24 protein-coding genes and 1 pseudogene are annotated in these 24,388 nt (G+C 62.1%); 12 read left to right on the top strand and 13 right to left on the bottom strand.

Annotated features, from left to right (window positions below; all coding sequences use genetic code 11):
* Nucleotides 1-50 precede the first annotated feature (50 nt).
* From PY254_RS15275 to PY254_RS15265, 3 genes are read left to right on the top strand one after another with little or no spacing between them, the layout of a single operon-like run.
* Nucleotides 51-1,142 carry a protein-glutamate methylesterase/protein-glutamine glutaminase gene (locus PY254_RS15275; protein WP_281012891.1) on the top strand — a complete coding sequence of 364 codons (1,092 nt, stop codon included), beginning with the start codon at nucleotides 51-53 and terminating at the stop codon, nucleotides 1,140-1,142.
* A gap of 16 nt (nucleotides 1,143-1,158) precedes the next feature.
* A complete protein-coding gene (locus PY254_RS15270) occupies nucleotides 1,159-2,343 on the top strand; it encodes a methyl-accepting chemotaxis protein (RefSeq protein WP_281012890.1) in 1,185 nt (394 codons plus the stop codon).
* Nucleotides 2,344-2,354: 11 nt separating this feature from the next.
* Nucleotides 2,355-2,654: an STAS domain-containing protein gene (locus PY254_RS15265; RefSeq protein ID WP_281012889.1), complete on the top strand. Its 300-nt coding sequence runs from the start codon at nucleotides 2,355-2,357 to the stop codon at nucleotides 2,652-2,654.
* Nucleotides 2,655-2,811: 157 nt separating this feature from the next.
* On the opposite strand, the gene PY254_RS15260 is transcribed toward PY254_RS15265, so the two are convergent.
* The 8 genes and pseudogenes from PY254_RS15260 to miaB all read right to left on the bottom strand — a co-directional run.
* Nucleotides 2,812-3,171 carry a hypothetical protein gene (locus PY254_RS15260; protein ID WP_281012888.1) on the bottom strand — a complete coding sequence of 120 codons (360 nt, stop codon included), beginning with the start codon at nucleotides 3,169-3,171 and terminating at the stop codon, nucleotides 2,812-2,814.
* Nucleotides 3,172-3,403: 232 nt separating this feature from the next.
* Nucleotides 3,404-3,961, bottom strand: coding sequence for an NUDIX hydrolase (locus PY254_RS15255; protein WP_281012887.1), 558 nt, complete (start codon nucleotides 3,959-3,961; stop codon nucleotides 3,404-3,406).
* Nucleotides 3,962-4,047: 86 nt separating this feature from the next.
* The gene (gene corA / locus PY254_RS15250; protein WP_281012886.1) at nucleotides 4,048-5,067 is read right to left on the bottom strand and encodes a magnesium/cobalt transporter CorA; all 1,020 of its coding nucleotides are present in this window, start codon (nucleotides 5,065-5,067) and stop codon (nucleotides 4,048-4,050) included.
* Nucleotides 5,068-5,108: 41 nt separating this feature from the next.
* A complete protein-coding gene (locus PY254_RS15245; RefSeq protein ID WP_281012885.1) occupies nucleotides 5,109-6,311 on the bottom strand; it encodes a lipoprotein N-acyltransferase Lnb domain-containing protein in 1,203 nt (400 codons plus the stop codon).
* A gap of 163 nt (nucleotides 6,312-6,474) precedes the next feature.
* Nucleotides 6,475-7,314 (bottom strand): CorC family transporter, encoded by an 840-nt coding sequence (locus tag PY254_RS15240; protein ID WP_281012884.1) that lies wholly within the window; start codon nucleotides 7,312-7,314, stop codon nucleotides 6,475-6,477.
* Between the two features lie 124 nt (nucleotides 7,315-7,438).
* The gene (ybeY, locus tag PY254_RS15235) at nucleotides 7,439-7,915 is read right to left on the bottom strand and encodes an rRNA maturation RNase YbeY (protein WP_281012883.1); all 477 of its coding nucleotides are present in this window, start codon (nucleotides 7,913-7,915) and stop codon (nucleotides 7,439-7,441) included.
* A gap of 38 nt (nucleotides 7,916-7,953) precedes the next feature.
* Nucleotides 7,954-8,934 carry a PhoH family protein gene (locus PY254_RS15230; protein ID WP_281012882.1) on the bottom strand — a complete coding sequence of 327 codons (981 nt, stop codon included), beginning with the start codon at nucleotides 8,932-8,934 and terminating at the stop codon, nucleotides 7,954-7,956.
* A 116-nt stretch (nucleotides 8,935-9,050) separates the two neighbouring features.
* A pseudogene (gene miaB / locus PY254_RS15225) lies at nucleotides 9,051-10,385 on the bottom strand (tRNA (N6-isopentenyl adenosine(37)-C2)-methylthiotransferase MiaB); the annotation flags it as partial.
* A gap of 454 nt (nucleotides 10,386-10,839) precedes the next feature.
* On the opposite strand from miaB, the gene PY254_RS15220 reads away from it, so the two are divergent.
* A complete protein-coding gene (locus PY254_RS15220; protein WP_281012881.1) occupies nucleotides 10,840-11,739 on the top strand; it encodes a lytic transglycosylase domain-containing protein in 900 nt (299 codons plus the stop codon).
* A gap of 9 nt (nucleotides 11,740-11,748) precedes the next feature.
* Here the strand turns inward: PY254_RS15220 and PY254_RS15215 are convergent, their stop codons facing one another.
* Nucleotides 11,749-12,927 carry a S1C family serine protease gene (locus tag PY254_RS15215; RefSeq protein ID WP_281012880.1) on the bottom strand — a complete coding sequence of 393 codons (1,179 nt, stop codon included), beginning with the start codon at nucleotides 12,925-12,927 and terminating at the stop codon, nucleotides 11,749-11,751.
* A 164-nt stretch (nucleotides 12,928-13,091) separates the two neighbouring features.
* On the opposite strand from PY254_RS15215, the gene petA reads away from it, so the two are divergent.
* The 5 genes from petA (at nucleotide 13,092) to PY254_RS15190 (ending at nucleotide 16,907) form a co-directional block, all read left to right on the top strand.
* Nucleotides 13,092-13,697, top strand: a complete 606-nt coding sequence (petA, locus tag PY254_RS15210; protein WP_281012879.1) for a ubiquinol-cytochrome c reductase iron-sulfur subunit — start codon at nucleotides 13,092-13,094, stop codon at nucleotides 13,695-13,697.
* Nucleotides 13,697-14,998 (top strand): cytochrome b, encoded by a 1,302-nt coding sequence (locus PY254_RS15205; RefSeq protein WP_281012878.1) that lies wholly within the window; start codon nucleotides 13,697-13,699, stop codon nucleotides 14,996-14,998. The genes petA and PY254_RS15205 overlap by 1 nt, the downstream gene beginning before the upstream one ends.
* A 13-nt stretch (nucleotides 14,999-15,011) precedes the next feature.
* Complete coding sequence (locus tag PY254_RS15200; RefSeq protein WP_281012877.1) at nucleotides 15,012-15,752, top strand: cytochrome c1; 741 nt, start codon at nucleotides 15,012-15,014, stop codon at nucleotides 15,750-15,752.
* Nucleotides 15,753-15,820: 68 nt separating this feature from the next.
* On the top strand, nucleotides 15,821-16,459 hold the full coding sequence (locus PY254_RS15195; protein WP_281012876.1) for a glutathione S-transferase N-terminal domain-containing protein: 639 nt from the start codon (nucleotides 15,821-15,823) through the stop codon (nucleotides 16,457-16,459).
* 10 nt (nucleotides 16,460-16,469) lie between these two features.
* A complete protein-coding gene (locus PY254_RS15190) occupies nucleotides 16,470-16,907 on the top strand; it encodes a ClpXP protease specificity-enhancing factor (protein WP_281012875.1) in 438 nt (145 codons plus the stop codon).
* A gap of 20 nt (nucleotides 16,908-16,927) precedes the next feature.
* Here the strand turns inward: PY254_RS15190 and PY254_RS15185 are convergent, their stop codons facing one another.
* The 4 genes from PY254_RS15185 to PY254_RS15170 form a co-directional block, all read right to left on the bottom strand.
* Nucleotides 16,928-17,320 carry a DUF3301 domain-containing protein gene (locus PY254_RS15185; protein ID WP_281012874.1) on the bottom strand — a complete coding sequence of 131 codons (393 nt, stop codon included), beginning with the start codon at nucleotides 17,318-17,320 and terminating at the stop codon, nucleotides 16,928-16,930.
* Between the two features lie 72 nt (nucleotides 17,321-17,392).
* Nucleotides 17,393-18,250, bottom strand: coding sequence for a carboxylating nicotinate-nucleotide diphosphorylase (gene nadC / locus PY254_RS15180; RefSeq protein ID WP_281012873.1), 858 nt, complete (start codon nucleotides 18,248-18,250; stop codon nucleotides 17,393-17,395).
* Nucleotides 18,247-20,556 (bottom strand): DUF1631 domain-containing protein, encoded by a 2,310-nt coding sequence (locus PY254_RS15175; protein WP_281012872.1) that lies wholly within the window; start codon nucleotides 20,554-20,556, stop codon nucleotides 18,247-18,249. The genes nadC and PY254_RS15175 overlap by 4 nt, the downstream gene beginning before the upstream one ends.
* A 122-nt stretch (nucleotides 20,557-20,678) precedes the next feature.
* Nucleotides 20,679-20,948, bottom strand: a complete 270-nt coding sequence (locus PY254_RS15170; RefSeq protein WP_281012871.1) for a Trm112 family protein — start codon at nucleotides 20,946-20,948, stop codon at nucleotides 20,679-20,681.
* A gap of 64 nt (nucleotides 20,949-21,012) precedes the next feature.
* Here PY254_RS15170 and purE point away from each other — a divergent pair, with 64 nt between their 5' ends.
* From purE to PY254_RS15155, 3 genes are all read left to right on the top strand, one after another.
* Nucleotides 21,013-21,516 carry a 5-(carboxyamino)imidazole ribonucleotide mutase gene (gene purE, locus PY254_RS15165; RefSeq protein ID WP_281012870.1) on the top strand — a complete coding sequence of 168 codons (504 nt, stop codon included), beginning with the start codon at nucleotides 21,013-21,015 and terminating at the stop codon, nucleotides 21,514-21,516.
* A complete protein-coding gene (locus PY254_RS15160) occupies nucleotides 21,513-22,667 on the top strand; it encodes a 5-(carboxyamino)imidazole ribonucleotide synthase (RefSeq protein ID WP_281012869.1) in 1,155 nt (384 codons plus the stop codon). Before purE ends, PY254_RS15160 begins: the two co-directional genes overlap by 4 nt.
* A gap of 187 nt (nucleotides 22,668-22,854) precedes the next feature.
* A complete protein-coding gene (locus tag PY254_RS15155) occupies nucleotides 22,855-24,357 on the top strand; it encodes a SulP family inorganic anion transporter (RefSeq protein WP_281012868.1) in 1,503 nt (500 codons plus the stop codon).
* The last annotated feature ends 31 nt before the right edge of the window (nucleotides 24,358-24,388 follow it).

Genomic DNA, 24,388 nt, shown 5'->3' with positions numbered 1-24,388 from the left:
CTCGCTTCGGCGGGCGGCGTGCTTTTATGGCAAGGCGACACGGGAAAGCAATGGAAAGAGTGCGAGTTCTGATAGTCGACGATTCTGCATTGGTGCGAAAGCTGATGTCGACGATGCTTGCCTGCGATCCGGCCATCGAAGTGGTAGGTACGGCGGCTGATCCGCTGATTGCCCGCGACAAGATCAAGCAACTCAACCCCGACGTGCTGACTCTGGACGTCGAGATGCCGCGCATGGACGGACTCACCTTTCTGGAAAACCTGATGCGGCTGCGGCCGATGCCGGTGGTGATGGTGTCCTCGTTGACGGTCGAGGGTGCCGAGGTGACCTTGCGTGCGCTCGAGCTTGGCGCGGTGGACTTCTTCGCCAAGCCCGATCATGACCTGGCCAGCCGGTTCGGTGAGAGCGCGCAGGAAATCTGCGAAAAGGTGAAACACGCGGCGCGCACCAAGCCGCGAGCACGTACCACCGTCACCCGGATGGACGTGGCACCGCGGTTGACCGCCGACGCCGTGTTGCCGCGCGCGCAGACTGCCGGTTCGCGCGGCGGCAGTCCGATTATCGCCATCGGTGCTTCCACCGGCGGTACCGAAGCGGTGCGCGTCGTGCTGGAATCGATGCCGCCGGATGCTCCGCCGATTTTGGTGACCCAACATATTCCGGCGGCTTTCAGTGGCCCGTTTGCCGAGCGTATGGATCGTTGTTCGGCGATGAAGGTGTGTGAAGCACGCGACGGTCAGCCGATTCAGAGCGGGCATGCCTATATCGCACCCGGTGGCCAGCACCTGCTGGTGATGTGGGATGGCGCCAAGTACGTCTGCCGCCTGCATGACGGTCCGGCGGTGAATCGGCACAAGCCGAGCGTGGACGTGCTGTTCCGTTCGATGGCGGCCAGCGCCGGTGCCGCCACCATTGCCGCGCTGCTCACCGGCATGGGTGACGACGGCGCCCGCGGTCTGCTTGAGCTTCGCCAGGCTGGTGCGGCCACGCTCGTGCAGGACGAAGAAAGTTCGGTGGTCTGGGGCATGCCCGGGTCCGCCTGGAAGCTCGGCGCCGCCAGTGAAATGCAGCCACTCGACAATATTGCAGCGCGTCTGCTCGCCTTGACGCGTCAACCCCATCTTGTCGCTGCGCGCGGCTGATACCAGGGATCACCTCATGACTCTCACCTCCTTGCTCCCTGCCAGGCTTCCGCTTCGCGCTGGTATCGCCAGTGTGCTGGCCTTGCTCGCGACCCTGATCTGGCATTCGGTATGGCTGGCGCCCTTGCTGGTCATCGTATTGACTGTCGTGTGGATGCTCGAAAGCTCGCAGCACACGGCCCAATCGGCTGCGCCAAGGGCCATGCCCGGAAATAATGCGGGACCGGTACGCGAGGCGCTGGAAGACGTCCGGGGTGCGTTGGTTGATGAACTCGGTCACGCTACTCGTGAGTTGCATCAGGGACTGGACCTGTTGCGCGATGCCGTGCTGGAACTTGGCGGTGGCTTTGACGGCCTTTCGAACAAGACGGCGATGCAGCAGTCGCTCCTGAAACAGATCATCGATGTGCAGGATGGCGGCGTTTCGATTCAGGACTTCGCCACGCGTACCGGTGACCTGCTGCAGCACTTCGTTGGCATGATTGTGCAGATGTCGCGAGAGAGCTTGCGCATCGTCTATCGCATTGACGGCATGGCGAAGGAAATGGATGCCGTGTTCGGGTTGCTCAAGAACGTCAACACGATTGCCGAAGAAACCAATCTGCTGGCGTTGAACGCCGCGATCGAGGCCGCTCGTGCCGGAGAGTCAGGCCGCGGCTTTGCGGTGGTAGCGGGCGAAATCCGCAACCTCGCAAGCAACTCCAATCAGTTCAACGAACAAATCGGCAGCCATGTCGAACGCGCTCGTAGCGCGATGGAGCAGTTGCGCGGTCTGGTTGGTGCAATGGCGTCGCAGGATCTGAATGTTGCGCTGTCGGCCAAGGGGGACATCGACGCGATGATGGCCCATGTCACCGAGAGTGACGCCCGTACCAGTGCCGTTGCTGACCAGGTGGTCGAGATCAACCGCGGACTGGGTAGCGATGTCTCCACTACCATTCGTTCGCTGCAGTTCGAGGACATTCTGAGCCAGCTGATCGCGCAGACGCGTACGCGGTTGGTGGAACTCCAGGAAGTCACCGCCGAGTGCACGCGTGACATCGAGGAACTGGCCTGTGTGCCGCTGGAAGCCGATGCGCTGGAAGAACGCGCTCAGCGTGTGCGCAGCCGCCTGGCGGTGCAGCGCGAGAAGGCACGGTTGCGTGCTCGCGGCCCGGCGCTGCAAAGCTCGATGGATGCCGGCGAGATCGAACTCTTTTGAAGGACAGCACCATGATCGTTCATCACGACAGCGAACAAGATTGCATCACCCTGCAACTGGGCGAGCGCTTTGATTTCAGCGTCCATCGGGCGTTTCACGACGCCTGCCTGGGCCCAGCCAGGGTGGCACGCAGCTACCTTATCGATCTGGGCGAGGTAACCCATATGGACAGTTCGGCCTTGGGCATGTTGTTGCTGCTACGCGAACATGCCGGTGCCGATCGTGCCGATATTCGTATCGTCAATGCCGGCAGTGAGCTGCGAGGAACCTTGCGCGTGGCCGGTTTCGACAAGCTGTTCGTGCTGCACTGAGGCATTTGTTCACCCGGATCTCCCCTCCCGGTGACTTGCCTGCGCCGTCGTACGAGGCGCGTCGTTTTGCCTTCATCCCCCCCTTCGGCAGAAACGCCGGCACAGACAGCAAAAAGGCTCCTTCCGGAGCCTTTTTGCTGTCTGCATGCGGGTCAATTCACCAGGTGCGCACGTCTACTACGCTGGCGGTGAAGCTGGCCATGCCTGGCTGATAGCGAAACAGGCGCCCCAGATCGAAATGCGTGGATTTGCCCGGCTCGAGATTGGACGTGCCAGCAGGCCACACCTGCTTGGACTGGACTACGCTTCCGGACGCATCTTTGACTTCAATGCGAATCTGGGCAGCCGAGGCGGTGGCGCAATTGTTCACCAGATTGCCGGGCATGGCCATCCGACCACCTGCGGCAGCGCCGGCTGCCGGCTTGAAATCCGTGATCGCGAAGTCCTTGGCGGTGCACTCGGCGTGGACAGCAACGGGCGCCAACAGGAGTACGCAAGAGAAGAGCAAGGTTTTCATGGGCGAAGAGGTTCCAGTGACATTGTGACGTGGGTACTTCGTCATCGACTGCCGTGGTCTCAACTTTAGGAACCAGTTCACACTTTTGGCATGAAGGTTCGCCGAGTCATGCGCTTTTTTGCTGGCTTTTACCCAAAGTAATCCTGAATTTGCCGAAATTGTCGGATTTTCGACGAATATGAGGCGGGCCACGATGAGCCGTGATTCTGGCAAGGCTGAGCGCCGCTTGTGCTCAGCTGTTTTCGATGAACCACAGTCCGGCGAACAGTTTCGGATCGATGGAATAACCTTCCGCCGCGCGGGCGAACAACCAGGCGCCGGCGCTGGCGCGCGGTACTTCATGGACCACAATGTTTTCGCTATCGTCGCCGCCGCCAGGCCCGACTTTCGCCAACTGCCAGGCACGCACGAAGGCGATCATCTCGGTGCTCATGCCGGATGACGACGGCCCTCGATGAATGAAGTCCACGCGTTCGCAGCGATAGCCGGTTTCTTCTTCCAGCTCGCGTTGTGCGGCCAGCAGAATGTCTTCGTCGGCTTGTCCGGGCAGGTCACCCACCAGGCCTGCCGGCATCTCGATGGTGTTCTGCAGGATCGACACGCGGTACTGCTCGACGAACAGCACCTTGTCTTCGGGCGTCACAGCCAGAATGATCACCGCGCCACCGGGGTTGTTGCGCTCGGCATATTCCCAGCGGCCGCGCTTGCGCAAACTCAGCCAACGGCCTTCGTAAAGGGTTTCCACCGGTGCGTTGGCGTCGGCGGGAATGCGATTGGCGGATTCGTTCATTGGTCAGCGCGTCATGATGGAAAGCGTTCTCCATGTTCGCGGTTCCGCACTCCGGCGACAACCGTCGGCTGGCTTGCTGCCCCCAACTACAGCCAGCGGGCGCGCTTCAGCCCGATGTAGATGCCGCCGACGATGCAGCCCATCACCACGATCATCGCGGGGTAGGCCCATGGCCGGCTAAGCTCGGGCATGTGGGTGAAGTTCATGCCGTACCAACTGGTAAGCAGGGTAGGTGCGGCAAGCATGGCGGCCCAACCGGCGAGCTTTTTCATCACCTCGTTCTGGCGCAGGCTGACCAGCGACAGATTGACGTTGATCGCTGCGGTGAGCATTTCACGCATGGCGCTGATTGCTTCGTTGACGCGAAAGGCGTGGTCGTAGACGTCGCGGAAGTAGGCGCGCAGCTCTTCGGGAATCAGGTTCGGGTACAGCCGGATCAACTGCTGCACGATGTCTTGCAACGGCGCTACTGCCAGCCGCAAGGTCATCAGGTCGCGCTGCATGTCATACAGCCGGCGGATCGTGCTGCTCTTGAACGTTTCGCCGAAGATGTCGTGCTCGAGTTGCTGCACTTCCTCTCGGAAGTCGCGCACGATCGGCAACAAGTTGTCGACGATGAAATCGAGCACGCCATAGAGCGCGTAGCTGGGTCCGTTTGCCAGCAATTCTGGCGTGTTCTCGCAGGTGCGTCGGGCGGGTGCGTAGGATAGTGATGCGCCATGGCGTACCGTGACCAGGTAACGCGGCCCGAAGAAAATGTGCGTCTCGCCGAAAGCCAGATGTCCGTCGATCAACTGCGCGGTCTGCACCACCAGGAACAAGGAGTCGCCATAGGCCTCGATCTTGGTGCGCTGGTGCGCGGCGTGTGCGTCCTCGATGGCCAGATCATGCAGGTTGAATTCCTGCTGGATTTTCAGCAACAGCTCTTCATCCGGCTCGTGCAGTCCAACCCAGACGAAGGTGTCCGGTTCAGCCATGACATCGCTGATGGCATCGAGCGTGATGTCACCAATGCGACTGCCATCCTGTCGATAGGCGATGCAGTTGACCACCATCGGCTGATCAGAGGGTGGCGGAGATTCGGTGGCAGGAGCAGTGAGGTTCATCCCTGCATGATGCCCCGCGGCAGCAGGCGGGGCAACGCGAATCAGCGGTGGCGGCGCAAGCTCCACGCCAGGGCAAGCCAGACTGGCAGTGCGAACAGCAGCCACGGCTGATTTTGCTGCACCGTACCGGGAAGTACATGCAGCAAGACCGCGACCATGCAGGCCAGCAACTGCAGGGCGATGATTCCGTCGATGAAACGCGAGGCTGCGAGGCCGCGACGTGCTCGCCACAGGGTGGGAAACAGCAGGAATGCCAGTGGGTTGAACAGCAGCAGATTGGCATTGGCCCAGGCCGAGTGATGCGTGGTCAGGGTCCACAGTGCAAGCAGCACGACACCAATCAAGCCGGCGGCGCTCAGGTAGAGGGTGCCGAGCAACGCGTAACCCGTCGGCCAGTTGCGCCGAGCCAGCATGATCAGCGCAGCAAACAACAGCCCGGCGGCTGCCAACGACAGGCGCAGATCGGGTGGCGACCGCGGCGGCACATCCAAGCGGTTTGCCGAAACCACCTGTTCGCCCAGCACCAGCGGGCGCGTGCCGCCATGCCCGTCATCCAGCTTCACCTGGCGCAGCTGTTCCTGCAGTACTTCGGGCAGGAAGCTTTCCTGCCAGGCGTTGAGTGGCTGGTCGGCATACGGCCCCAAGCCGAGGTCCAGCACCAGCATCAGCCAGGGTTGCGCACTCATCAGGCGATCGGTCTGCTGGCGGTAAGTCATCCCGCCGGCACGGGCTCTCAGTTGGGTGACGAGGACGCCGCCCAGTGCACGGTTGAGTGCATCGCGCACGCGCGTGGTGCAATTGTCTGCGTAGTAGTCGTAGTTGTAGCCGGCGTTTTCCGGGCGCAGGTTCCACAGCAGGAAATCCCGCAGTGCGTTGGCCTGGTTCGCATCGAGCGCCAGTGGCTGGCGGGTGATCGAACGACCGGCTTCGACGTAGTAGCGTTCATCGGCGCTGGTCGGCGCCGCATCCATCAGATAGTGCATGCGGCCGCGGGCGAAGTTGACGAAGAAGTTCGCTTCGTTGAAATCGAACACGCCGTAATTGAAGCTGATCGCCTCGCCCGAGGCGGTGTCGCGTACTTCGATGGCGTCGTGACCGAAGCGTTCCCAATAGGTTTCGCCTGGGCCGTAGGTGATCAGCGACACTTCCAGATTGGCGCCGGGCGCATTGGCCACACTCGCATGCACTGGTGAAATGGTTAGCCACAGCGTGAGCCACAAGAGCGCGAAACCGATCTGTCGCATGAGTTCAACCTTGTCCTGTTGTGTTTCGATGCTGCAGAAGCCGCCCGTTTGAACGGGACTGACTCAGTGGCGTAGGGCGGGCACTGCCCGCCGGCTGTCGATGAACGGTACAGGCCGGCACAAGGCGGGCAGTGCCCGTCCTGAGAGCGTAGTTCGGCAGGGCTTATTGCCGAACTACGCGGAAACCCTGCACCCGCCGATCGTCTGCCTCGGTGACGTGGAACAGATAATCGCCGATGGTCACTTCTTCACCGACTTCGGGCAGATGTCCGAACTCGGACGTGACCATGCCGCCGACGGTGTCGTATTCCTCGTCCGGAAAGCTGGCGCCGGTCTGTTCGTTGAAGTCTTCGATCAGAGTCAGTGCGCTGACCAGCCAGTCGCCGCCAGGCTGCTCATGCATCAGCTCGGGCTCTTCCTCGTCGTCGTGCTCGTCGTCGATTTCGCCAACAATCTGCTCGAGGACGTCTTCGATCGTGATCAGGCCGGCCACGCCGCCGTACTCGTTGACCACCAGGGCCATGTGATTGCGGGTCAGGCGAAACTCTTCCAACAGCACGTTCAGCCGCATCGACTCCGGAATCAACACGGCTGGACGCAGGATGGAGCGGATATCGAAATGCTCGGCCGAACCGAAGTACTTCAGCAAGTCCTTGGCCAGAAGAATGCCGAGAACTTCGTCCTTGTCCTCGCCGTGCACCGGGAAGCGCGAGTGGCCGGATACCACCACCGCGGCAAGGATGTCAGACAGCGCCGCATCGGCGGCCAGCATCACGATTTGCGCGCGCGGGACCATGACGTCGTCCACGCTCAGTTCGGTGACCTTGATCGCACCCTCGACCATGGTGAGGGTGTTCACGGACAGCAGTCCGTTGGTCTGGGCAGAGCGCAACTCCTCGATCAGTTCGTCGCGGTTGCGTGGCTCGCCGGAAAACATGTGGCCCAGTCGATCCCACCAGGTTCGGTGGGCCGGGCCGCTGGTACTGCCAGGGTCGTCGCTCATTACTCGTTGGGCTTCGGCCCGAAAGCGGGCGGAAGCCTGATTCTAGCGGAAAAAATCGGACGCTTCAGGGCGTCGGTGTCGAGGTGTGACAACGTGCAACAGTGAAGAGCGGAAGCCGGGCCGTTCAAACGTACGGATCGGCGATGCCAAGACCCGCCAGGATGCGGGTTTCCAGAGCTTCCATCGCCTCGGCTTCGGCATCCTCCAGATGGTCGTAACCGAGCAAGTGCAGCACCCCGTGAACGGTCAGGTGAGCCCAATGATCGCGCGGCGACTTGCCCTGTTCGGTGGCCTCGCGCAGCACCACTGGCGCGCAGATGGCCAGGTCGCCGATCAAGGACGGCATCACCCCAGGCGGCAGTTCGGCGGGAAATGACAGCACGTTGGTGGCGTAATCCTTGCCGCGATACTGCAGATTGAGCGCTCGGCCCTCATCAGCGTCGACGATGCGAATGGACAGCTCCACCGGCTTGCGGCGTTTTGCGCCATGGAGAGCGACGCGCACCCAGCGGCGAAAACTGTTTGCGGCGGGGATGCCTGCGCGAGGGATTGCGTAGCCGATGTGGAAGTTGCCCTGGCCGAAGGATGCAGGCGACGACATGGCAGGCCGCTCCCTGCGCTGATTGTCCTGATGTGAGGTCACGCACCGTCTCCCTCGCTCTGCTCGAACGCCTCATACGCGCGCACGATCTTTGCCACCAACGGGTGGCGCACGACGTCGCGCGAGGTGAAGAACGTGAAGCTGATGCCACTCACACCACGCAACACCTCCACGGCCTGGCGCAAACCCGAGCGCGTGCTGCGCGGCAGGTCGACCTGGGTGACGTCGCCGGTGATCACGGCTACCGTGCCGAAACCGATGCGGGTCAGGAACATTTTCATCTGCTCGACCGTGGTGTTCTGCGCCTCGTCGAGAATCACGTACGAGTCGTTGAGGGTGCGTCCGCGCATATACGCCAGCGGGGCAATTTCGATGACGTTGCGCTCGATCAATTTGGCGACTTTTTCGAAGCCGAGCATTTCGTAAAGCGCGTCGTACAAGGGGCGCAAATAAGGATCGACCTTCTGTGAAAGATCGCCAGGCAGGAAACCCAGCTTCTCGCCGGCTTCGACCGCCGGGCGCACCAGAATCAGGCGCTGTACCCGGTTGGCTTCCAGTGCCTCCACGGCGCTGGCTACCGCCAGATAGGTCTTGCCGGTGCCGGCGGGGCCCACGCCGAAGTTGATGTCGTGGCTGGTGATCGCGTGCAGGTAGCGCGCCTGATTCGGGCCGCGGCCCTTGATCACGCCGCGTTTCACCTTGATCACCACTTCCTGGGTGCCATCTGCGTCATCGCTGATCGCGTCGACGCCCGACTCGGCCAGATGCAGGTTGACCTTCGCGCCGGTCAATGCCTCGTCTTCGGTGCTGGCATAAAGCGCACGCAGTATCTTTTCGGTCGCACGGGCGGTGGCGTCCTCGCCGAGCACCTGGAAGATGCTGCCGCGGTGGTTGATCTCCACACCCAGGCGCAGCTCGACCTGGCGCAGATGTTCGTCGAACGGCCCGCACAGATTGGCGAGGCGAGCGTTGTCTTCGGGCTCGAGGGTGAAGTCGCGCTGGTTGATGCCGTTGGTCATGGAACCTCTATGCTGCGATGGTTGGCCGGTGCAGGAGCACACCTTGTGCGCGATGCTCTTGGCAACGTTCGACGAAAGCGTCGCGCACAGGGTGCGCTGCTACAAGAACGAAGCTCTCAGGCGTCGATCTCATCGGTGAGTTTCACTTGTCCACGCAGCGAGTTGGCCATTGCTTCGGTGATCTCCACGTCGACGAACTGGCCGATTAGGCGCGGGTTGCCGGGGAAATTCACGTAACGCATGTTTTCGGTGCGGCCCATCAGTTCGCTGGGATCACGGGTGCTGGGCTTTTCCACCAGCACGCGCTGCACGCTGCCGACCATCGCCTCGCTGATTGCTTTCGCGTTGGCGTTGATTGCCGCCTGCAGGCGCATCAACCGATCATGCTTTTCTGTGGCCGGGGTGTCGTCGACCAGGCCAGCTGCGGGCGTGCCTGGGCGCGAGGAGAAGATGAAGGAAAAACTCTGATCGAAGCCGATGTCCTCGATCAGCTTCATGGTTTTGGCGAAGTCTTCCTCGGTCTCGCCGGGGAAGCCGACAATGAAGTCGGACGACACGCAGATGTCCGGCCGCACCGCACGCAGCTTGCGGATCTTCTGCTTGAATTCCAGTGCCGTGTAGCCGCGCTTCATCGCGCTGAGGATACGGTCGGAGCCGGCTTGCACCGGCAGATGCAGGTAGTTGGCCAGCTGCGGCACGTTCGCATAGGCCTCGATCAGCGAGTCGGAGAACTCCAGCGGATGCGAGGTGGTGAAGCGGATCCGGCCGATGCCGTCGATCTGCGCGATGGCATGAATCAGCACGGCGAGGTCCGCGATGCCGCCGTCGAAGGTCGGCCCGCGATACGCGTTGACGTTCTGGCCGAGCAGGTTTACTTCGCGCACGCCCTGCGCGGCAAGCTTGGCCACTTCAACGATCACGTCGTCGAACGGGCGGCTGAGTTCCTCGCCACGCGTGTATGGCACCACGCAGTAGCTGCAGTATTTCGAACAGCCTTCCATGATCGACACAAACGCGGTCGGGCCTTCGGCGCGCGGCTCGGGCAGGCAGTCAAACTTCTCGATCTCGGGGAAGCTGATGTCTACCTGGGGCTTGCCGCTGCTGCGCTGCTGGTCGATCAGTTGTGGCAGGCGGTGCAAGGTCTGCGGGCCGAATACCAGATCCACATACGGTGCGCGCTTGACGATCGCCTCGCCCTCCTGCGATGCCACGCAGCCACCGACGCCGATCAGCACCGGTTTGCCGTCCTTCTTGTGCTGCTTCCAGCGGCCGAGTTGGCTGAAGACTTTCTCCTGCGCCTTCTCGCGGATCGAGCAGGTGTTGATCAGGATCACGTCCGCTTCCGACTCGTCCTGGGTCAGCTCCATGCCGTGCGATGCCTTCAGCACGTCAGCCATCTTGGCCGAGTCGTACTCGTTCATCTGGCAGCCGTGGGTCTTGATGAAGAGTTTTGGAGGCGTCGGGTTGCCGCTCATGACTGGGGATACCGTGGTTCGTGAGACACGGCACGCAGCCGTGTGAACCGCGCAGTTTACCCTTGCGGAGGTCTGCCTGCCACTAATTCGACATGAAGGATCAAGCACTTGCAGCTGGCTTCCGTCACTGCGGCAACTTGCGCGATTGCCGTGGAAAACGCTGCGTGGCGCACGAAATCGCCGGCGCACACTTGGCGCTGGCGGCGCGTGGCGGCACACTGCGTCCATGGTTGACGCCGCATGTCATGGGGGAATCGTCGCTCGACGGCTTCGCCGCTCACCTTTACGCACGATCCTTGGCGGGGTCGCGCTGGCGTGTGGGCTGTTGGCATGGCAGCAAGCTCATGCCGGTGTGCTTTATCAATGCACCGGTGCGAACGGCGAGGCGGTGTACAGCAGCAGCAAGGCCGGATATCACGGTTGCCGGGCAATGCGCAGCTATACCGCCGAGCCGGTACGTCAGCGCTCCACGGTGCCACCGCCACGCACCTCGCTGACGGGTGTCAGTGCCGCCGTGCTCACCTCCGGCCGCAAGCTGTCGGCCGGAGCGGCTGCGTCGACTTCGCTGGCCGACGTGCGCGGAACGGTCGAAACCAATGCGACTCCGGTGGGCAAGCTCGCCGCCGTTGGCGCCAAAGGTGGTTCGTCGACCGCGCCGCCCGGGCAGTGGAGTTATCACGAGAGACCCGCCGCCGCGGCGACAGGGCCGGCCGCGGAGTCATCGGCCGACAAGGTATTGCGCGGTGCGGTTTATCGAATCGTGCGTGCCGACGGCAGCGTCGAATACACCAATCTGCCTCAGGTGGGCCGATCCGGTCATGCGGTGACCATGTTGTTTACCTATATCTCAACGTGTGTCGCCTGCAACCTGCATTCCACTGTGCGCTGGAATAGTGTGTCGCTCAATCTCACCGCCTACGCGGACACCATTCGCGCGGCGAGTATCGAGTACGGCGTCGATGAGGCCTTTCTGCGCGCGATCATCCATGCCGAAAGTGCGTTCAATCCGCGCGCGATGTCGCTCAAGGGCGCGCAGGGGCTGATGCAACTGATGCCCGGTACGGCGGGCGACATGGGTGTGCTGGATGCGTTCAACAGTGACCAGAACATCCGTGGCGGCGCGCGCTATCTCAGCCTGCTGCTGCATGATTTCAACGGTGATGAACGGCTGGCTGCGGCGGCCTATAACGCTGGTCCCGGTGCGGTACAGCGCTACAAGGGCGTGCCGCCGTATGCCGAGACGCAGGTGTACGTGGAGCGAGTCGGTACCTTGCGCAAGCGCTATGGCGCGGCCATTCACCAGTCAGTGGCCTCGCGCACCCCGGGCTGACGGGTCTTGCTATTCCGCGCCGCCGATGGGCGCGTTGCTGGACTCCATCACCGGTCGTTGTGCCACGGTGGCTTCGAGATGGAACGGGCTGCCATTGCGCAAACCGGATACCTCAACCTTGCTGCCCGGCTTCAGTGCGGCTTCGTAGCGTCGCAAATCTGCCGGACCGAGGATATCGTTGCTGCCAATGCGCAGCAGGATGTCACGGGGTTGTATCCCTGCCAGAGCGGCGGGGCTGCCTGGATAGACCGTGGTGACCAGGACGCCGCGAGCAGCAGCAGGCAAGCCGCTGTTGGCGGCTACCGGGACGAAAGCGTAATCGGCGCCCAGCCAGCCGCGCACGACGTGGCCGGTGGCGATGATCTGGTCCAGCACTTTCTTTGCGGTGGCCACCGGTATGGCGAAGCCGATGCCCTCGGCGCCGGCAGCCTTGCCGATCAGCAAGGTGTTGATCCCGACCAGCTGTCCCTCGGCATTGACCAGTGCGCCGCCGGAGTTGCCCAGGTTGATGGCCGCGTCGGTCTGGATGAAGTCTTCGGCACTGGAGCTGTTCAATTGACGTCCGATCGCACTGACGATACCCATGGTGACGGTCTGGTTGAGGCCGAGCGGGTTGCCGATCGCCAGCACCACGTCGCCTGGACGGGGCGGCTGAGTGGCAATCGGTATGACGGGCGGGTTGCTGGCGTCGATCTTCAATACGGCCAGGTCGGATTCCTCGTCGGCTCCAACCAGGCTGGCCTTGGCGATGCGGCCGTCGTACAACAGCACCTGGATGTCCGCGGCGTGGGCGATCACGTGGTTGTTGGTGAGCACGTAGCCCTGCGCATTGACGATCACGCCCGAGCCCAGGGTCTGTTCCCGGTGTTGATAAGTTGTGGGTTGGCCGCCGAATAATTGCTGCAGCAGGGGATTGTCATACATGCGCAGCGCTTGCTCGGTGACAATCTTGTTGGCGTAGATGTTGACCACTGAGGGAGCAGCCGCCGCGACCGCGTCGGCATAGGAGACCGGGCCAGTAGCTACGTGCGGCTGGCTGACGGCCGCGTGATCCAGCGGTGCAAGGCCGACGCGCGCGCGCAGTCGTTCGCCGCTGCCGGGCCAGAACAGGCCGACCACGAAGGCCATCGCCAGGCCGAGAATGGCGAAGCGGGCAATGAACAAAAGCGTGCCGGCGGCATGTTTCATGTCGGAGGTCGGGTTCCGGCGATCGTGACGAGGGGTGCCGCGGCTGGACTTTGCCGCGATGCGGTTTATTGTACGGGGCGGGGCCTGACGCTACACTAACGCGATTTTTGCAGGCACCAAAATGCCTGTGCCCCAATGCCGAACAATGTAATCCGGAGAGCCTGATGGCGAACGAAGTCGTCGATCACGGCCGCCGCCGTTTCCTTACAGCAACCACTGCGGTGGTTGGTGGCATAGGAATCGTGTCGGCAGCTGTGCCCTTCATCAAGTCGTGGGAACCCAGCGCGCGCGCCAAGGCCGCTGGTGCTCCGGTTACCCAATCCTTGGCCAAGATCGAGGCCGGGCAGTTGCTGACCGTGTCGTGGCGCAGTCTGCCGGTGTTCGTGCTCAACCGCACGAAGGCCCAGCTCGCTACCTTGCCAATGGTGGACTCGCGTCTGGTGGACCCCAAGTCCGACGGTGCCTCCGCCGACCAGCAGCCGAAGTACGCGCAGAACGAAGCGCGCTCGATCAAACCGGAATGGCTGGTCATGATCGGTATTTGCACGCATCTGGGCTGCGTCCCCGACTTTGTGCCGGAGATCAAGCCCGAGCCGTTCGATCCGGACTGGAAGGGTGGCTTCTACTGCCCTTGCCACAAGTCGCGCTACGACCTGGCCGGCCGCGTTTTCCAGGGCGTTCCGGCGCCGAAGAACCTGCCGGTGCCGCCGTATCATTTCATTGATGACAGCACCATCCAGATTGGCGTGGATCCGAAGGAGGCTGGCTAATGGCCAACGTATTCACGAGTATCGGTGACTGGGTCAACGAGCGGGCACCCGGCATGGCGCCGATGTACCGCGCGCACATGACCGAGTATTACGCGCCGAAAAATTTCAACCTTTGGTACTACTTCGGTTCGCTGGCGCTGCTGGTGCTGATCAACCAGATCGTCACCGGCATCTTCCTCACCATGAATTACAACCCGAGTGCGGCGGGAGCCTTCAACTCGGTCGAGTACATCATGCGTGATGTGGAGTGGGGCTGGCTGATCCGCTACATGCACTCCACCGGCGCTTCGCTGTTCTTCGTGGTGGTGTTCCTGCACATGTTCCGCGGCATCATCTACGGCTCGTACAAGAAGCCGCGCGAGCTGGTGTGGTTGCTCGGCATGTTGATCTTCCTGGTGTTGATGGCCGAGGCGTTCATGGGCTATGTGCTGCCTTGGGGCAACATGTCGTTCTGGGGCGCGAAGGTGATCATCTCGCTGTTCGGCACCATTCCGTACATCGGCAACACGCTGGTGGAATGGATCATGGGCGACTTCCTGCCGGCCGATGCAACGTTGAACCGCTTCTTTGCACTGCACGTGATCGCATTGCCGATCGTGCTGCTGTTGCTGGTGGTGTTGCACATTGCCGCGTTGCACGAAGTGGGTTCGAACAACCCCGATGGCGTGGAAATCAAGAAAGGTCCCAAGGGCAATCGCTGGGACGCGCTGAAGCCGGCGGATGGCATCCCGTTCCACCCGTATTACACGGTGAAGGATCTGGTCGGCGTGGGCTTCTTCCTGATGATTGCCGCGTTCATCATCTTCTTTGCGCCAACCTTTGGTGGCTGGTTCCTGGAACACGACAACTTCATTCCGGCGAACAACCTGGCGACTCCTTCGCACATCAAGCCGGTCTGGTACTTCACTCCGTTCTACGCGATCGTGCGCATGATCCCGTCCTTCCTCGGCTCGGCCGTGTGGGGCGTGATCGCGATGTTCGGTGCCATCGCCGTGCTGTTCGGCATGCCATGGTTCGATCGCGGCAAGGTGAAGTCGATCCGCTACCGCGGTCTCGGTTTCAAGGTGGCGCTGGGATTGTTCGTGGTGTCCTTCATCTCGCTGGGTGCGGTTGGTGCGGGTGTTACCGCCGAGGTCATGCCGGTCTGGTTTGGTGATATCGACGTCACCTTCTGGGAAAACCTGTTCGGTCGCGTGATGACGGCGGTCTACTTCGGGTTCTTTGGCTTCCTTTGGGCCTATACATATTTCGGCTGGGAAAAGACCAAGCCGGTTCCGGAACGGGTGACGACGCATGACTAAGCGGCAACTGCTAATGAAGCGATACATCTTCCCGGTGGCGTTGGCGTTCAGTCTGATCGTCGGCAGCGTGTCGGTGCAGGCGTCGGAAGAGGGCGGTTTGCCGCCCGCCGGCACCAATGTGCAGGACCAGGCTTCGCTGCAGCGCGGCGCCAAGCTGTTCTTCAACTACTGCGTCGGCTGTCACTCGCTCAAGTACATGCGTTACGAGCGGATCGGCAGCGACCTGGGGTTGAGCGAAAAAGAGGTGATGGAGAACCTCAATTTCACTGGCGCCCAATTCGGCGAAACCGTGGTTTCCCACATGCCGGCGACGATGGCGGCCAAGTGGTTTGGCAAGGCACCGCCGGATCTGTCGCTGGAAGTTCGCGCCAAGGGCGCGGACTGGGTCAACGCCTATCTGAACTCGTTCTATCTGGACCCGAGTCGTCCGGTGGGCTGGAACAACACAGTGTTCCCGAACGCCTCGATGCCGTTCCCCTTGTGGGAGTTGCAGGGTACGCAGACGGCCGTGATGTCCGAGGCCAAGCCGGGAGAGGATGCCAAGGTCGAGAAGCTGGTGCTTTCTCAGCCGGGCAAGATGACGCCGGCACAGTTCCAGCAGGCCAGCCGCGATCTGACGACGTTCCTGGAATACGCGTCCGAACCGGCCGCGCTGGAGCGTCATCACTACGGTGTGTGGGTGCTGTTGTTCCTGGCGTTCTTTACTCTGCTGGCGTCCATGCTCAAGAAGGAATACTGGAAGGACGTCCACTGATAGCGGATGGCATCAACCGACTGCGGCGGCCCTGAGCCGCCGCAGTCGTCTCACCGATGGGGAATCGCATGGTCCCAAGCGCTCGCTCGCGTACCGTACTTACGCTCTACACCACCGCCGATGATGTGCAATGTCATCGTGCCCGGTTGGTACTGGCAGCGAAGGGAGTCAGCTACGAACGCGTACTGGTTGATCCGGCCCATCCGCCGGAAGACTTGATCGACCTCAACCCGTATGCCAGCACGCCGACCCTGGTCGACCGTGATCTGACCTTGTTTGATAGTTCAGTGGTCTGCGAATACCTCGATGAGCGTTACCCGCACCCGCCGCTGATGTCGATCGACCCGCAGTCGCGTGCCCGTGTGCGGGTGGCAGCTGTACGCATCGAGAAGGACTGGCTGACCGAGGTAGACATCATTCGCTCCGGTGGCCGCCCTGCGGATGCGGCACGCAAGCGTCTGCGCGGACATTTGCTTGCTGCAGTGCCGCTGTTCAAGGCAGCAAAGTTTTTCCTGAACCCGGAAATGAGTCTGCTCGACTGCCTGGTCGCACCGGTGATCTGGCGATTGCCGTGGCTCGGGGTGGATTTGGGCAAACAAGGCAAACCGGTTATCGACTATGGCGAGCGTTTGTTTCACAGTCAGGGTTTTGCGCGCAGCATGACCGATCAGGAAAAGGCGATGCGGCAAGACCATGAGCAAAAATGAAGTCGTTCCCATGAGTTCCAATCGTCCGTATTTGTTGCGGGCGATCTATGACTGGATCAGTGACAACGAACTAACCCCGTATATCCTGGTGGATGCCGGTTTTCCCGGTGTCCGCGTGCCTCCTCAGGTGATCAAGAACGGACAGGTCGTGCTTAACCTCGCGATGAGGGCGGTAGCGAATCTTGACCTTGGCAACGACTGGATCGGTTTTCAGGCACGTTTTTCCGGGGTCAGCCAGTCGATCCAGATTCCCGTGCACGCGGTCTTGGCGCTCTATGCGCAGGAAAATGGCCAGGGCATGATGTTTCCCGCCGAAGAAGACGGTGGTGATCCACCAACCCCGCCACCTGCGCCCGAGTCTGATGACACCGTTTCCGCGACCAGCGACAGCGATGCCGCAGGCGCCAAGCCCGCACGCGGCGCGCCGCATCTTCGCGTGGTGAAATAGGGCGATCCCGCGCAACGCCGTCAATTCAGACGGTCATTCTGGCGTGGGCGAAACGGGAGCACATTGCTGGTAGAGGCGCGGTCGGTGGCTTGCTCGTGCGGTAGTCGCTCGGTGACCGGAAGGCTGAGGCTGGTGACGGCATCGCCAAGCATCCACAGTCGGCACGACTCGCGATCATGCCCGTCGATGCTCACCTCAAAGCCGTAGCAACGTTCGATCCGGCGCAAGCCGTTGACGCGTCGCACGCGCAGCGCGCGCAAACCGACTGTTTCGTCCAGCAATTGCAGTCCGTGCTGATGGCATTGGCGCCGAGCCTCGTACACCGCACGTTCGCGCGCCCGGCTGAGCTTCAGCCACAGTGCCACGATCGCGACCAGGCCCAGCAGCAATAGCAGATTGAATGCGTCACTCATGAGCACAGTGTGTGGGTGCCATCGACCATCCGCAAGCCGGCAGGATGTGCCGGCTGCTGTGCGCAACGCCAATCACACCAGCTGCAGGCGCAGCGACAGGTCGACAGCATGGACGTGCTTGGTCAGCGCGCCAACGGATACGAAGTCGACGCCAGTGCGGGCGAATTCGCCGATCGTATTCAGATCGACATTGCCGGAAACTTCCAGTGCAACGTTTCCTGCCGTGCGGCGCACGGCCTCGTGAATGTCTGCCAGGGAAAAGTTGTCCAGCATGATCCGGTCAACTCCCGCACCGAGGGCTTGCTCCAACTCGTCGAGATTCTCCACCTCGATTTCCAGCAACAAACTGGCATGCGCCTGGCGCGCCGCCGTCACTGCAGCGGCAATGCTGCCGGCGGCAATGATGTGGTTCTCCTTGATCAGGATCGCGTCAAACAGGCCCATGCGATGGTTGTGACCACCGCCGCAGCGAACCGCATACTTCTGCGCCACGCGCAGACCGGGAATGGTCTTGCGTGTGTCCAGCACTCGTGCGTGGGTACCCGCCACGGCCGCGACGTAACGGGCGGTGAGCGTTGCGGTAGCGGAAAGCAATTGCAGGAAATTCAGTGCGGAACGCTCGGCGGTGACCAGTGACCTGGCGTGACCGGACAGCCGGCAGATGACCGTGCCGGGTAGCACATGGTCACCGTCCTGGGCCAGCCAGGCGATCTGCACGGCGGGGTCCATCCGGCGGAAGCAGGCGTCGAACCACGCCGTGCCGGCGATGACTGCCGCATCCCGACAGGTCAGCTCGGCGTGCGCCCGGGCGTCTGCCGGAAGCAGGTCGGCGGTGGCGTCGCCCTCGCCGAGATCTTCGGCGAGGGCGCGTTCGATATCCAGTGCGATCTGATCGGCAGCAGGTGCTGTCAGCGAGGGAACCGGGCTCATTCGGTGGCGGTGTCCGGCGGGGTGGAAGCGTCGGTCTGGCTCAGCTTGTCGACGATGGCGGTCATGGCGCGATCGAACAATGCGTTCGCAGCCAACACCCGGGCCTGACCTCCGGTCATCAGTTCGGTCAGTTCGCGCGGTGAATAGTCGGCCACTTTCAGGCCACGACGATTCACGAAAAGGTAGCGGCCACTCATCGGGCTGATCCACGACAGCTTCGCCCGCGTCATCGCCTCGTCGGGCATGCAGAACTCAAGCCAGGTGCCGGGTTGCAGCGCCAATACCTGATGCCATTCCGGACTATCCAGCGGGACTTCGGCGACGTCTTCGTCCATCTCGACTTCAGCGGCGCGCGCGCTCTCGATGACCGGCTGAATGTTGTCGGGAATCGCCAGCATGGCGGCGTCTTCCTCGACCGTGACCACGTCGGTGGACTCCGCGGCATCGCCGAGCTGCTGCCGGTAATAGGCGTGCAACTGAGCGAGCAGGCGTTCGACATCCTGTTCCTGGAACGCCACGTTGGCGAGGCCAAGACGCAACGCACGTTCGATGCCGGGAAGCATCGAACGCAACACCTGTCGGCCTGCGGCATCAGGCGGGGTACGCGTGCTGGCAATGAACTCGTCGATGAAGCGCAGCGCACTCTTGAATTGTGGCGAATCCTCGCCCTCGCGCAACATGGTGAGAACCAGATGGTTCGCCCAGGCCCGAGCCAGCACGCCGCGTACCAGCGGCGGCAGTTTTTGTTCGCCGATACGGTCGAGAATTTCGCGTGCCGCGCGACGGCGCGCCTGCTCAAGCTTTTCGCGACCGCGGGTGGATTCGGCAACACGCTGTTCGGCCACTTCGGAGCGGCGCTTGTTGATCTCCTGGAACTGTTGCAGATCGGTCAGCAGTCGCTCGAAGATGCTCATGTCGTCGTCGAAATCATGCAGCAACTGGTCGACGATTGACTTGACCTTGTCATGCAGGCGCTGGTCGCGATCGGACTCCTCCGACCAGCCCTTGGCCTGTTCGGCCAGGCAATCAAGCAGCCGGCGCGCGGGGTGCTGACGATGCGCAAACAGCTTGCGATCGAGGATCGCCGCCTTGAGGTACGGAATCTGCAGGCGTGCCAGCATCACCTGCATGGTCGCTGGCAGGTTGCGGTCTTCCAGGATGAACTCGAACAGCATACCGACCAAGTCGATCGTGTCCTCGTCCATGTTGGCAACTTTGCTGGGCTTTTCGCCGCGCAGCGCGCCAAGCTGCGCCATCAGCTGGCCCTTGAGCTGCAACACCTCGCGACTCAATTCCGTCGCATCGTCCGGATGCGCATGTCGTAGCGGCCCGGTACTGGCGATCTGGCTTTGCAGGACACTCAGTGCGCCGAGCAACTCGTTGGCCGATGGCAACGGGCCGCTGGAGAGGTTCACACCACCAGACGAGCTGGTGCCACCCACCCCGGCGCCGTCGATAGCCGGACGGCGCGCACTGAACAGCGCATGCAAGGTCTGCAGCAGATCACTGGGAATCTCGCCGCCGTCTTCGGTGCTGGTTGGGTTGTCGCCCTGATCGCTACCAGCCTGGTGGCTCGCGCCGGCGGCCCGGGCGTTGCCGCCACGGGAAATCTCATGGCGCAGCTGCGGCAGCACGCCGGCACGCACCAGTTCGTCATTGATGTCCCGGTAAAGTTCTTCCAGACAGGACAGCACATAGCGGTCGAACAACTTGTAGATGATCAGCTTGACGCGCATGTCGGCGCTGAGTTCATGCAGGGCCTGGCGGAACGACTGGCTGAGGATTGCCGGCGCCACCGGGTTGTTGGTCTCGTCGACCTTGGTGCCGCCGCAAATGACCGACAGTCGCTGATTGACCGAAAACAGGTCGCGCGAAAGTCGCGATTCGTTCTTGCCGATCATGCTGGTGATGGCGAGCGATTCTTCCAGCTCGTTGTCCGCGACCAGTGACAGTTCCAGGCCACCTTGCGGCCCCACGGCGGGCGGCGCTGGCGCCTTGGGCGGGTGGGCGAGCTCTGCAATGCAGCGGCTGATGGCGGCCAGGAACTGGCGCTCCACCGATGGACGCTGTTTGCGTACTTCGCGCATGCCGTCGAAGTAGTGCATCTGGGTGGCGTTGTTTTCGGCCTTTTCAGCCAGGTCGAACAAGGCATCGTCGACGTGTTCGAACGCGTTGCCAATCCACTGGTGCAAGTGCTTGTTGGCGATGCTGCGAACGGAGCTCAGCAGTTCACCGACGCGTTCGCTGGCCGGAGCCATGCGTTGGGCCAGATTGACGACTCGGGATGGATCGGTGGCTTCATTCATCGCCAAACCCCAGGAACATGACGCGCTACGATACCTGTATCGGATCGCGCAGGTGACGACAATAAGCCAAAAAAGGCTCGTGTGTCATGCGCTGGTACACGTTTCAGCACATGAACAAGGCTTCAGACCGCCGGAAAGTCGCTCAGTTGCAGCGTGCCAATACCTTCTTCGGGCAACATCACCGGAATGCCGTCCTCAACCCGGTAGATCAGCTTGCGATCTATGGTGATCAGGCCTTCGCTGACGCGCTCGCGCAGGCTGACCCCGGCGACGGTGTCAACTTTGCCGGCGCTGATGCCGTCGTTCAGTACGTCAAGTTCGCGTTTGGCCAGCGACCGCAATGGCGTTTTGCTGACGGGGCAGCACAGAATATCGAGCAGGCGCTTGTCCATGGGTTGCTTGGGTGTGCCGAGGTAGTGAAAGCCCGTACAATAGCCGTTTTTGGGCATTCCGGCCATGACAGGAACAAGCATGCAGCCGCGCGTTGGCGTCGTGATGGGGTCGCGTTCGGACTGGGAAACCATGCAGCACACGGCCACTGTGCTGACCGAATTGGGCGTGGCGCATGAGGTCCAGGTGGTCTCGGCACATCGCACGCCGGACTTGCTGTTCAGCTATGCCGAGCAGGCGCTGCAGCGCGGTATCCAGGTGATTGTCGCCGGCGCGGGTGGGGCGGCCCATCTGCCCGGCATGCTGGCGGCGAAAACTCGCTTGCCAGTATTCGGTGTGCCGGTGCAGTCGAAGGCCCTCAATGGCATGGATTCACTGCTGTCGATCGCACAAATGCCGGCCGGCATTCCGGTGGGGACCCTCGCCATCGGTCGCGCCGGTGCGGTAAATGCCGGCCTGCTGGCCGCCGCGGTACTTGCTTTGCACGATCCGGCCCTGGCCAGTGCGCTGGATGATTGGCGCACGCGGCAGACTCAGGCCGTGCTGGAACAGCCGGACCCACGTCAATGAGCGAGCGCAAGCAGCCCGTGCTGGGCGTACTCGGCGGTGGCCAGTTGGCCCGCATGCTGGCGCTGGCGGCCGCTCCGCTGGGCGTGAAAACGCTGGTGGTGGACAGCGCGGCTGATGCCTGCGCCGGACAGGTCGCTCCGCTGGTAGTCGCGAACTGGACCGACTACGCCGCGTTGGAAAAATTCGCCGCCCAGGTCGACGTGGTGACCTTCGATTTCGAGAACGTGCCGGCTGAGACCGCACGCTGGCTGGCGGAGCGTGTCGCCGTATTTCCGGCGCCTCACGCGTTGGCGGTCGCACAGGATCGGTTGGACGAGAAGACGCTGTTCCGCGAGTGCGGTTTGCCCACCCCGGACTTCATGACCGTGGATACTCGCGAGCAACTGGATCAGGCACTGGCTGCAGTCGGCGCACCGGCGATTCTGAAAACCCGGCGTCTCGGTTATGACGGCAAGGGCCAGTTCCGTTTGCATGAGGTGGCCGATGCTGATGCGGCGTGGGCTGCGCTCGGCGCCCAGGCTTCGGCGCACGGGTTGATTCTCGAGGCCTTCGTACCGTTCGAACGCGAACTTTCGGTGATCGCCGTACGCGGTCGCGACGGCGAGTTCCGCACCTGGCCACTCACCCGCAACTGGCATGTCGACGGCGTGTTGTCGATGAGTCTTGCGCCTGCGCCGGATATTGATGTGCTGCAGGGCCGTGCCACCGAGCTGGCCCGCATCCTGGCCGAACGGCTGGGCTATGTCGGGGTGTTTGCGCTGGAGCTGTTCGTCAAGGATGGTCAACTGCTGGGCAACGAGATGGCGCCGCGCGTGCACAACTCCGGTCACTGGACCATCGAAGGTGCATGCACTAGTCAATTCGAAAACCATGTGCGGGCCGTGCTTGGCATGCCGCTGGGTGACACCAGCGCACGCGGACAGTCGGCGATGCTCAACTGGATTGGCGAGTTGCCTGATCCGGTTGGCGTGCTCGGGGCGGCCGACGCGCATTGGCACGACTACGGCAAGCAATCGCGACCCGGGCGCAAGGTCGGCCATGCCACGGTGTGTGCGGCCGAGCCTGCGGTGTTGGCAGATCGGTTGGACACCTTGGCCGTGACGCTGGCGCGTCAGGCGCAGGTTCGCCCCACCATCGACGCATTGTCGTAAAGCACAGTAAAACCGGCCGGGTGATGTCACTACCATGGCCGAAGTTTTTCCGCCGGCGTGGCAGGTGTCCCCGGCGTTTTCTCGGCACCGTGGTCATCGGGTGCCATATGTGACCGCTGAATCCGGTTGACTGGTGGCGCGGCGTCGTTGGATGCCGCTGCGGCAACGATCACTGCAGGAACTGTTGATGCTTCTTTCATTCGCGCAAGCGAAGAACAACACGCTGTCCGGTCTCACCGTGGCATTTGCGCTGGTGCCCGAGGCGATTGCCTTTGCGGTGATCGCCCACGTCAATCCGCTGACTGGTTTGTATGCCGCCTTCATGATGTGTCTGATCACGGCCGTGCTGGGTGGTCGGCCGGGAATGATCTCCGGTGCCACGGGGGCGATCGCGGTGGTGATCGTGGCGTTGGTAGTGCAGCAAGGCGTGCAATACCTGTTTGCCGCCGTGGTGATGATGGGTTTGCTGCAATTGCTGTTCGGCGTGTTGCGGCTGGGCAAGTTCATCCGCATGGTGCCGCACCCGGTGATGCTGGGTTTCGTCAACGGTCTGGCCATCGTGATCTTTCTCGCCCAGATGCCGCACTTCCAGCAGCAGGGACACTGGATTGTCGGTCGGGCGTTATGGGTGATGCTTGCGCTGGTTACGCTGGCCATCGTGATCATCTATCTGCTGCCGCGCGTGACCAAGGCGGTGCCGTCGGCGCTGGTGGCGATCCTGGCGGTCGCGCTGCTGACCAACTTCCTCGACATTGATACCCGCACGGTTGGCGACCTCGCCTCGATCAAGGGCGGCTTGCCCAGCTTCCATCTGCCTGACGTGCCGTGGAATCTCGACACGCTGAGGATCGTGTTTCCGTATGCGCTGATCATGGCGATGGTTGGCCTGATCGAGTCGCTGCTGACCCTGAACCTGATCGACGAGATGACCGATACCCGCGGCAAACCCAATCGGGAATGTCTGGCGCAGGGTACGGCGAACATCGTCACTGGCTTTTTTGGTGGCATGGGTGGTTGCGCGATGATCGGCCAGAGCATGATCAATGTCGGCGCGGGAGCCACACATCGACTGTCCGGCATTGTCGCCGGGCTGGGCCTGCTCAGTTTCATCCTGTTCGGTTCGACGTTGATCGAACGCATTCCGCTGGCGGCCTTGATCGGCGTGATGTTCGTGGTCTCGGCCAAGACGTTTGCGTGGGGCAGTGTGCGCGTACTGGGCAAGGTGCCGCGGGCAGATGCGTTGGTGATTGTGGCGGTTACGGTGGTGACTATTTTTACCGACCTGGCGGTGGCGGTGGTGCTGGGCGTGGTGATCTCGGCGCTGGTATTTGCCTGGCAGCATGCCAGTCAGATCGAGGTGGAGACGCGTGTCGACGCTGAGGGTCGGCGCATCTATGAATTGAAAGGCACGTTGTTCTTTGCCTCGACGCGAAACTTCCAGAATCTGTTCAATTCGAAGGACGATCCGCAGCAGGTGATTGTCGAATTCGGTGCCGCCAAGGTGATGGATCACTCGGCCATCGAGGCGATTGATGCGCTGGCCGAGCGCTATCAGAAGCTGGGCAAGCGCCTGCACCTGCGCCATCTGAGTCCGGACTGCGCCGAGTTGTTGCTCAAGGCTGGCGGGATGGTCGAATCAAACGCTGCCGAAGATCCGCACTATCACCTGGCCGATGACCGGCTCGGTTGATCAGGCGCAGACCATGAAGCACAAAAAAAGC

The sequence above is a fragment of the Rhodanobacter sp. AS-Z3 genome (genome assembly GCF_029224025.1).
Lineage (GTDB): Bacteria > Pseudomonadota > Gammaproteobacteria > Xanthomonadales > Rhodanobacteraceae > Rhodanobacter.
This window is presented reverse-complemented; position numbering and strand designations above follow the sequence as displayed.

Excerpts from the sequence above, each read along its gene's own strand:
- PY254_RS15195 (WP_281012876.1), top strand. The coding sequence starts at position 15,821 with ATGGTCCCAAGCGCTCGCTCGCGTACCGTACTTACGCTCTACACCACC.
- PY254_RS15200 (WP_281012877.1), top strand. The coding sequence starts at position 15,012 with ATGAAGCGATACATCTTCCCGGTGGCGTTGGCGTTCAGTCTGATCGTC.
- PY254_RS15270 (WP_281012890.1), top strand. The coding sequence starts at position 1,159 with ATGACTCTCACCTCCTTGCTCCCTGCCAGGCTTCCGCTTCGCGCTGGT.
- PY254_RS15185 (WP_281012874.1), bottom strand. The coding sequence starts at position 17,320 with ATGAGTGACGCATTCAATCTGCTATTGCTGCTGGGCCTGGTCGCGATC.
- PY254_RS15205 (WP_281012878.1), top strand. The coding sequence starts at position 13,697 with ATGGCCAACGTATTCACGAGTATCGGTGACTGGGTCAACGAGCGGGCA.
- nadC (WP_281012873.1), bottom strand. The coding sequence starts at position 18,250 with ATGAGCCCGGTTCCCTCGCTGACAGCACCTGCTGCCGATCAGATCGCA.
- PY254_RS15170 (WP_281012871.1), bottom strand. The coding sequence starts at position 20,948 with ATGGACAAGCGCCTGCTCGATATTCTGTGCTGCCCCGTCAGCAAAACG.
- PY254_RS15155 (WP_281012868.1), top strand. The coding sequence starts at position 22,855 with ATGCTTCTTTCATTCGCGCAAGCGAAGAACAACACGCTGTCCGGTCTC.
- purE (WP_281012870.1), top strand. The coding sequence starts at position 21,013 with ATGACAGGAACAAGCATGCAGCCGCGCGTTGGCGTCGTGATGGGGTCG.
- PY254_RS15175 (WP_281012872.1), bottom strand. The coding sequence starts at position 20,556 with ATGAATGAAGCCACCGATCCATCCCGAGTCGTCAATCTGGCCCAACGC.
- PY254_RS15255 (WP_281012887.1), bottom strand. The coding sequence starts at position 3,961 with ATGAACGAATCCGCCAATCGCATTCCCGCCGACGCCAACGCACCGGTG.
- PY254_RS15260 (WP_281012888.1), bottom strand. The coding sequence starts at position 3,171 with ATGAAAACCTTGCTCTTCTCTTGCGTACTCCTGTTGGCGCCCGTTGCT.
- PY254_RS15275 (WP_281012891.1), top strand. The coding sequence starts at position 51 with ATGGAAAGAGTGCGAGTTCTGATAGTCGACGATTCTGCATTGGTGCGA.
- PY254_RS15245 (WP_281012885.1), bottom strand. The coding sequence starts at position 6,311 with ATGCGACAGATCGGTTTCGCGCTCTTGTGGCTCACGCTGTGGCTAACC.
- PY254_RS15265 (WP_281012889.1), top strand. The coding sequence starts at position 2,355 with ATGATCGTTCATCACGACAGCGAACAAGATTGCATCACCCTGCAACTG.
- corA (WP_281012886.1), bottom strand. The coding sequence starts at position 5,067 with ATGAACCTCACTGCTCCTGCCACCGAATCTCCGCCACCCTCTGATCAG.
- ybeY (WP_281012883.1), bottom strand. The coding sequence starts at position 7,915 with ATGTCGTCGCCTGCATCCTTCGGCCAGGGCAACTTCCACATCGGCTAC.
- PY254_RS15160 (WP_281012869.1), top strand. The coding sequence starts at position 21,513 with ATGAGCGAGCGCAAGCAGCCCGTGCTGGGCGTACTCGGCGGTGGCCAG.
- PY254_RS15230 (WP_281012882.1), bottom strand. The coding sequence starts at position 8,934 with ATGACCAACGGCATCAACCAGCGCGACTTCACCCTCGAGCCCGAAGAC.
- petA (WP_281012879.1), top strand. The coding sequence starts at position 13,092 with ATGGCGAACGAAGTCGTCGATCACGGCCGCCGCCGTTTCCTTACAGCA.
- PY254_RS15220 (WP_281012881.1), top strand. The coding sequence starts at position 10,840 with ATGCGCAGCTATACCGCCGAGCCGGTACGTCAGCGCTCCACGGTGCCA.
- PY254_RS15240 (WP_281012884.1), bottom strand. The coding sequence starts at position 7,314 with ATGAGCGACGACCCTGGCAGTACCAGCGGCCCGGCCCACCGAACCTGG.
- PY254_RS15190 (WP_281012875.1), top strand. The coding sequence starts at position 16,470 with ATGAGTTCCAATCGTCCGTATTTGTTGCGGGCGATCTATGACTGGATC.
- PY254_RS15215 (WP_281012880.1), bottom strand. The coding sequence starts at position 12,927 with ATGAAACATGCCGCCGGCACGCTTTTGTTCATTGCCCGCTTCGCCATT.